The sequence below is a fragment of the Allosalinactinospora lopnorensis genome, from assembly GCF_000981225.1.
In the GTDB taxonomy this organism is placed as follows: domain Bacteria; phylum Actinomycetota; class Actinomycetes; order Streptosporangiales; family Streptosporangiaceae; genus Allosalinactinospora; species Allosalinactinospora lopnorensis.
Map to the genome: position 1 here is coordinate 1 of NZ_LAJC01000131.1, position 6932 is coordinate 6932.

Annotated in this window: 8 protein-coding genes and 1 pseudogene; all 9 read right to left on the reverse strand. The window is 71.1% G+C overall.

Annotated elements, in window-relative coordinates:
- Positions 1-35: 35 nt before the first annotated feature.
- Entirely contained in the window at positions 36-359 is a 324-nt protein-coding gene (gene yajC / locus VS93_RS25540) for a preprotein translocase subunit YajC (protein ID WP_046472412.1), read from the reverse strand.
- A 373-nt stretch (positions 360-732) separates the two neighbouring features.
- Positions 733-1851 carry a Holliday junction branch migration DNA helicase RuvB gene (ruvB, locus tag VS93_RS25550; protein WP_082127204.1) on the reverse strand — a complete coding sequence of 373 codons (1119 nt, stop codon included), beginning with the start codon at positions 1849-1851 and terminating at the stop codon, positions 733-735.
- A 47-nt stretch (positions 1852-1898) separates the two neighbouring features.
- Positions 1899-2516, reverse strand: a complete 618-nt coding sequence (gene ruvA, locus VS93_RS25555; protein WP_046472405.1) for a Holliday junction branch migration protein RuvA — start codon at positions 2514-2516, stop codon at positions 1899-1901.
- Positions 2517-2560: 44 nt separating this feature from the next.
- Positions 2561-3109: a crossover junction endodeoxyribonuclease RuvC gene (ruvC, locus tag VS93_RS25560; protein ID WP_046472406.1), complete on the reverse strand. Its 549-nt coding sequence runs from the start codon at positions 3107-3109 to the stop codon at positions 2561-2563.
- A gap of 236 nt (positions 3110-3345) precedes the next feature.
- A complete protein-coding gene (locus VS93_RS25565) occupies positions 3346-4095 on the reverse strand; it encodes a YebC/PmpR family DNA-binding transcriptional regulator (protein ID WP_046472407.1) in 750 nt (249 codons plus the stop codon).
- The gene (pdxT, locus tag VS93_RS25570; RefSeq protein WP_046472408.1) at positions 4092-4700 is read right to left on the reverse strand and encodes a pyridoxal 5'-phosphate synthase glutaminase subunit PdxT; all 609 of its coding nucleotides are present in this window, start codon (positions 4698-4700) and stop codon (positions 4092-4094) included. Before pdxT ends, VS93_RS25565 begins: the two co-directional genes overlap by 4 nt.
- A gap of 260 nt (positions 4701-4960) precedes the next feature.
- Positions 4961-5893: a pyridoxal 5'-phosphate synthase lyase subunit PdxS gene (gene pdxS / locus VS93_RS25575; protein ID WP_046472409.1), complete on the reverse strand. Its 933-nt coding sequence runs from the start codon at positions 5891-5893 to the stop codon at positions 4961-4963.
- Positions 5894-6169: 276 nt separating this feature from the next.
- Entirely contained in the window at positions 6170-6724 is a 555-nt protein-coding gene (locus tag VS93_RS25580; RefSeq protein WP_046472410.1) for a hypothetical protein, read from the reverse strand.
- Positions 6725-6732: 8 nt separating this feature from the next.
- Positions 6733-6932: pseudogene (locus VS93_RS25585) on the reverse strand (alpha-(1-2)-phosphatidylinositol mannosyltransferase); the annotation flags it as partial.

Below are 6932 nucleotides of genomic sequence, written 5' to 3' on the forward strand. Positions count from 1 at the left end.
CCCCCTTCGTCAAGATCGGCGAGCGCACACTGTGGCTACCGGGGGCCGTCGTTCTTGTCGTCGCCGGGGAAGTCCGGACGGTCCTCGACCGGGGTGTCGTCGGAGATCCCGTCGTTCGGCGTGATCACGTCGCCGATACCCTGCTTGAGCATCCGGATCCGGGTGCCGGGCGAGACCTCCAGCTCGACGTCGTTCTCCCGCACCTCGATGACCGTGGCGTAGAAACCGGCCTTGGTCAGCACCTCGACGCCCGGCTGCAGCGTGCTCTGCATCTGCTGCTCCTGCTGCCGGCGCTTCTGCTGCGGGCGCAGGAACAGCAGCCAGAACACCAGGATGATGAGCGCGAACGGCAGGATCATCCCGAAAATGCTCTGGGATTCCCCGCCGCCCGCCGCGAGAATGTAGTAGCCCTCCTGCACGGGGCATCCTTTCCTAACGTGTCTCTCGTGTCCGCCAGCACTGCCACCTGGTCACGGCTACCCGTGGACGGCACGTTCTCTTACAACGAGCACGCCCGGTGCCGTGTTCCCGCTCCGGCGTTGACCAGGGTTGTACCCGGTGGCAGATGGACACGGCGCCGATGGCGCACCCGTGAAGTTTCCCACCAGCTTACGCGGGTGCGATCCGGATACCACCCCGCGGTCCCCGGTGGACGCCTAACGGTTCAGTGTCCTTTCCCAGCACGGCACGCGGCTTCCCACCTGCTCCGGGCTCCGGGGCGGCCGTCGGACGTCAGGAACTCCGCGTCCCCCCGGTACCGTTCTCGGACCGCGCGCCGTTCTCCTGCTCGGTCCGCTCGGGCTCGTTCTCCACGCTGAACAGGTCGGCCGCGCCGAAGGCCGCGTCCGGCGGCGGGGGCACCCCCATGTGCACCCAGGCCTCGGGGGTGGCCACCCGGCCGCGCGGCGTACGGGCGATGTAGCCGGAGCGCACCAGGAACGGCTCGGCGACCACCTCGACGGTCTCCGGCTCCTCCCCCACCGACACCGCGAGCGTCGACAGGCCGACAGGCCCCCCGCGGAACCGGGACAGCAGCGCGTGCAGCACGGCCCGGTCCAGCCGGTCGAGCCCCTGGGCGTCCACCTCGTACAGGCTGAGCGCGGAACAGGCGGTCTCCAGGGTGAGCCGGCCGTCGCTGCGCACCTCGGCGTAGTCGCGCACCCGGCGCAGCAGCCGGTTGGCGATACGCGGGGTGCCCCGGGAACGCCCCGCGATCTCGGCCGCGGCCTCGTCGGTCAGCTCCACGGAGAGCAGCCCGGCCGAGCGGCGCAGGATGAGCTCCAGGTCGGCGGGGTCGTAAAAGTCCATGTGCCCGACGAACCCGAACCGGTCGCGCAGCGGGGCCGGCAGCAGCCCGGCCCGGGTCGTCGCACCGACCAGGGTGAACGGGGCGATGTCGATCGGGATGGCGGTGGCCCCCGGGCCCTTGCCGACGACGACGTCGACCCGGAAGTCCTCCATGGCGACGTAGAGCATCTCCTCGGCCGGCCGTGCCATACGGTGGATCTCGTCCAGGAACAGCACCTCGCCCTCCTGCAGCGTGGACAGGATGGCCGCGAGGTCACCGGAGCGTTCGATCGCCGGCCCCGAGGTGATCCGCAGCGGCGCCCCGAGCTCGGCGGCGATGATCATGGCCAGGGTCGTCTTACCCAAGCCCGGGCCGCCCGACATCAGGATGTGGTCCGGAACCCTGCCCCGCCGCTGGGCGCTGCGCAGCACCAGGGCAAGCTGTTCGCGGACGCGTTCCTGGCCGACGAAGTCCTCCAGCCGCTTGGGGCGAAGCGCGCCCTCAAGCGCGCGGTCGTCCACATCGGCGTCGGGGGACACCACATCGCGTTCGTGTTCGGCCATAAGGGTCGGCTCCTTCCCGCCGGTCCCGCCCACTCAAGAGCGGGACGCTAGACCCGGCTCAGTTTGCGCAGGGCGCTGCGGAGCAGCACGGCGACGTCCTCCTGCTCCTCCGCCTCCGGTGCGACGGCGTCGGCCGCGGCTTCGGCGTCCTTGCTGGACCATCCCAGGTTGATCAGGCCGGAGACGACCTGCGGGCGCCACGGCGCCGCGCCCGCGGAGGCGTCGACGTCGCCGATGTCCCCGGCCGCCCCGTCCCCGCCGAGCGGAGCACCGAGCTTGTCGCGCAGCTCCAGCACGATGCGCTGCGCTCCTTTCCTACCAATACCCGGAACGCGGGTGAGTGCCGCGGTGTCCTCAGCGGCCACGGCCCGCCGCAGCGCCTCGGGGGTGTGGACGGCCAGCATCGCCAGCGCGAGGCGCGGACCCACGCCCCCGGCCTGCTGCAGTTGCTCGAACACGTCGCGCTCGTCGGCATCGGCGAACCCGTAGAGGGTCAGCGAGTCCTCGCGGACCACCAGGGAGGTGGCCACCGTCGCGCTGTCGCCCACCCGCAGCCCGGAAAGGGTGGCCGGGGTGCAGTGAACGGTCATGCCCACGCCGGCCACGTCGATCACGGCGCGGCCGCCGCTGCGGCCGGCGACGCGGCCGCTCAGGAACGCGATCACGGCTTCGTCCCCTCCTCGGATCCGGTGTGGTGGTACCGCGGGCGCTAGAGCCCGCGCGCCTGCCGCGCCACTTCGACCTTACGCGCGAACTCCTGCTGGGCCCGGGCCACGCGCTCCTGGGCGCCGCCGCGCCAGATGTGGCAGATGGCCAGGGCGACGGCGTCGGCGGCGTCGGCCGGCTTGGGGGCCGCCTCCAACTTCAGCACCCGGGCGACCATGTGCTGCACCTGGGCCTTCTCGGCTCGCCCGTTGCCGGTGATGGCGGCCTTGACCTCGCTGGGAGTGTGCAGCACCACGGGCAGCCCCCGGCGGGCGGCGCAGGTGATGGCGACGGCGCTGGCCTGGGCGGTGCCCATCACCGTGCTGACGTTGTGCTGGGCGAACACGCGCTCGACCGCTACGGCGTCGGGTCGGTGCTCACTCAGCCACGCGTCGATGCCGTGCTCGATGTCGAGCAGCCGGGACGGCAGCTCGTCCTCGGCGTCGGTCCGCACGGCACCGGCGGCGACGAAGGTCAGCGGCCGCCCGACGGAACCGTCGACGACGCCCACCCCGCACCGGGTGAGCCCCGGGTCGATCCCCAGCACACGCATCGTCAGGTGCGCCCCTCCCCGGTGTCACTCGAACGCTCGTTCGCAGATCCTATCGCCTGGCTCGGACTCCCTGCGGCGAAACGCCCCGCACCGGCGGCCGCCGTGTTCCCGGACCGCGGGTCCCGCGCGGACGGTCGGCGTGACCACCGCGGCCGCGGGTCCGCGGTCGAGAGGAGCGCGGCCGCCCCGAGCCGGGCGCGGCACCGCTAAGGGACGCGGGAGCGGTCCCCGGCCTCTCAGCCGATCCTCTCCATGGCCTCGTCGGGGAAGTCGGCGTTGGAGTAGACGTTCTGGACGTCGTCGGAGTCCTCCAAGGCGTCGATGACGCGCATGACCTTCTTGGCGGTCTCCTCGTCCAACGGGACCTCCATGCTCGGGAGGAAGGGGGTCTCGGCCGAGTCGTACTCGATCCCGGCCTCCTGCAGAGCCGTGCGCACCGGGACGACGTCCGTCGCCTCGGACACCACCTCGTAGGAGCCGCCCAGGTCGTTGACGTCCTCGGCGCCGGCGTCCAGCACCGCCATGGTGACGTCGTCCTCGCTCGTGCCCTCCTTCGGCACGATCACGACGCCCTTGCGGCTGAAGAGGTAGGCCACCGATCCGGCGTCGCCCATGGACCCTCCGTTGCGGGTGATCGCCATCCGCACATCGGAGGCCGCGCGGTTCTTGTTGTCGGTGAGGCACTCCACCAGCAGTGCGACACCGCCCGGGGCGTAGCCCTCGTACATGACGGTGTGCCACTCGGCGCCGCCGGCCTCCTCGCCGGAGCCGCGCTTGCGGGCCCGCTCGATGTTGTCCAGCGGAACGGAGTTCTTCTTGGCCTTCTGGATGGCGTCGTAGAGCGTCGGGTTCCCCTCGGGGTCCCCTCCACCCGTGCGCGCGGCCACCTCGACGTTCTTGACCAGCTTGGCGAACAGCTTGCCGCGCTTGGCGTCTATGGCAGCTTTCTTGTGCTTCGTGGTGGCCCACTTCGAGTGGCCGCTCATGCCTGTCCTTTCACCATGTCGACGAAGAGCCGGTGGATACGCGTGTCCCCGGTGAGTTCGGGATGGAACGAGGTGGCCAGCAGAGCCCCCTGCCGCACGGCGACGATCCTACCCGTCCGCTCCCCGTGCGCGATCTTTCCCAGCACGCGGACGCGGTCGCCGACCGCCTCCACCCACGGGGCGCGGATGAAGACCGCGTCCAGCGGACCGCCGTCGGTGTCCTCGATGTCGACCTGCGCCTCGAAAGACTCGGTCTGCCGGCCGAACGCGTTGCGGCGCACCGTCATGTCGATCCCGCCGATGCTCTGCTGCCCCTCGATTCCGTCGAGGATCCGGTCGGCGAGCATGATCATGCCCGCGCACGTGCCGTAGACGGGCAGGCCCTCGCCGACGTGCTTGCGCAGCGGCTCCATCAGCTCGTACCGTACGGCGAGCTTGGCCATCGTGGTCGACTCACCGCCGGGGATGATCAGCCCGTGCACTTCGTCGATGTGCTCGGGGCGCAGCACCGGTGTTCCGGGCACACCGAGCCCGTCGAGGACGCGCAGGTGCTCAGCGGTGTCCCCTTGAAGGGCGAGAACACCGATGATGGGTGGGACGGACAACGAACCAACCTCGCTTGATCGCCTGCCGGGAGCAGTGGCGCGGGAGCACGCGGCTTCGAGGCTCCCTGGTCACCAGCGTAGGCGCCCCGGCGATGCGGACACGACGGTGTCTTTGGGGCCAACGGTGTTCCCCGCGGGTGCACGGGGGGCTCGGAGGTCCCCACACGGCACCGGTACCACTCAACACCGCGCGCCCGGTCCCGCATTCCGCGGGACCGGTCGCGCGGCCGGCGTCCGGCCCAGATCGCGGAGGCACGGGTCTACCAGCCGCGGCCGGCGTAGCGCTCGGTCTCGTCCAGATCGTCCAGGTTGATGCCGACCATCGCCGTGCCCAGGCCACGCGACACCTTGGCGATCACGGAGGGGTCGTTGTAGTGCAGGACGGCCTGCACGATGGCATCGGCGCGCTTGGCGGGGTCGCCGGACTTGAAGATGCCGGAGCCGACGAAGACGCTCTCCGCTCCGAGCTGGCGCATCATCGCGGCGTCGGCCGGGGTCGCCACACCGCCGGCGGAGAACAGCGGGACCGGCAGCTTGCCGAGCCGCGCGACCTCCTTGACGATGTCGTAGGGGGCGCGCACCTCCTTGGCCGCGTCGAACAGTTCGGTCTCGTCCAGTGTGCCCAGCCGTCTGATCTCGGAACGGATCGCGCGCATGTGGCGGGTGGCCTCGACGACGTTCCCGGTGCCGGCCTCGCCCTTGGAGCGGATCATCGCGGCTCCCTCGGCGATCCGGCGCAGCGCCTCACCGATACTGGTGGCACCGCAGACAAAGGGGACGGTGAACGCCCACTTGTCGATGTGGTGGGCCTCGTCGGCGGGGGTCAGGACCTCGGACTCGTCGATGAAGTCGACGCCGAGGGACTCCAGGACCTGCGCCTCGACGAAGTGGCCGATCCGGGCCTTGGCCATGACCGGGATCGAGACGGCCTCGATGATGCCGTCGATCATGTCGGGGTCGGACATGCGGGCGACGCCGCCGTCCTTGCGGATATCAGCGGGCACCCGCTCCAGGGCCATAACCGCCACGGCACCGGCGTCCTCGGCGATCTTGGCCTGCTCGGGCGTGACCACGTCCATGATGACGCCGTTCTTGAGCTGCTCTGCCATGCCTCGCTTGACACGGGTGGTGCCGACCGTACTCTCGGCCGAGTTGGGGGCGGTGTTGGCGTTGGCCACGGTGGCGGTCTCCAAGTTCTGAGCAGACACGGATGTTTCCTCGGTGCGGTGCACGGGTTCTTCTGGCTGCTGCAGCAGCGTACGACTGCTTTCGCACTTCCGCCTTCTATGGTAGATCCTTCGCTCTACGGCATTCCCACGACATATCGGCGCCTTCGGGCTCGTGCCATCGACACTCCGCCCAGAAACCCGACGGCCTCTCCGGTGCCTCCTGCCTCTCACACCCGCGATGCCCGCACAGGCGGTCCGCACGGCGCGGCACCCCGGGCCCCCGCTGCGGCGCGCATGCCCTCACACTCCCGAGCCGAACCCGGGCGGCTCATCGTCCATCTCGAAGAACTCCGGCATCCGCGCGTGGCCGGTCAGCCGCAGCGCCCGCACCAGGCGGCTCGCACGGGCCTCGCGGGTACGCGCGACCACGTCGTTGTGGAACCGCCGGGCCAGATAGACCCGCTTCGCCGCCGCCTCGACCTCGGCGAGCAGTTCGTCCCCGTCCTGTTCGGTCGACATCGCGTCTCGGAAGCCCGGCTGGTCCACGACGGCCCGCAGTGCCCGTGACAGGTTGCTTTCGGCCAGCTCCCGCGACCCGCCGTCCAAACCGCTGGCGCGGCGCGCCTGCCCCGCGGCGTCGGCGAGCAGCACGGCGGACGCGGGCTCCAGCTCACTGCGGGACGCCAACTCCAGCACGACGGCGCCCCGACGCAGCAGTGCGGCGTCCAGCGCCGCGTAGGCGGTCTCGATCCGGGTGTGCAGCCGGTCCAACCGGGTCGTGCGCCAGGAGACGTAGAAGGAGGCCAGGATCAGCACGACGACGAGGGTGCTGGCGGTGGAGAGCCATTCGGCCATAGCGGAGGTCACTCCTCACCCCGGTGGCCCGCGGCCACCGGCCGGAGGGCCCCCTCTGTCGGCAGCACGGTCTCGTACACGCGCACTACGTCAGCGGCCACGGTCCGCCAGTCGTACTCGCGGACCGCCCTGCCGGCCGCCTCCGACAGGGCCCGCCTGCGCTCGGGCGCGTCGAGAAGCGCGGCCGCGCCGCGGGCCAGCGCCACCC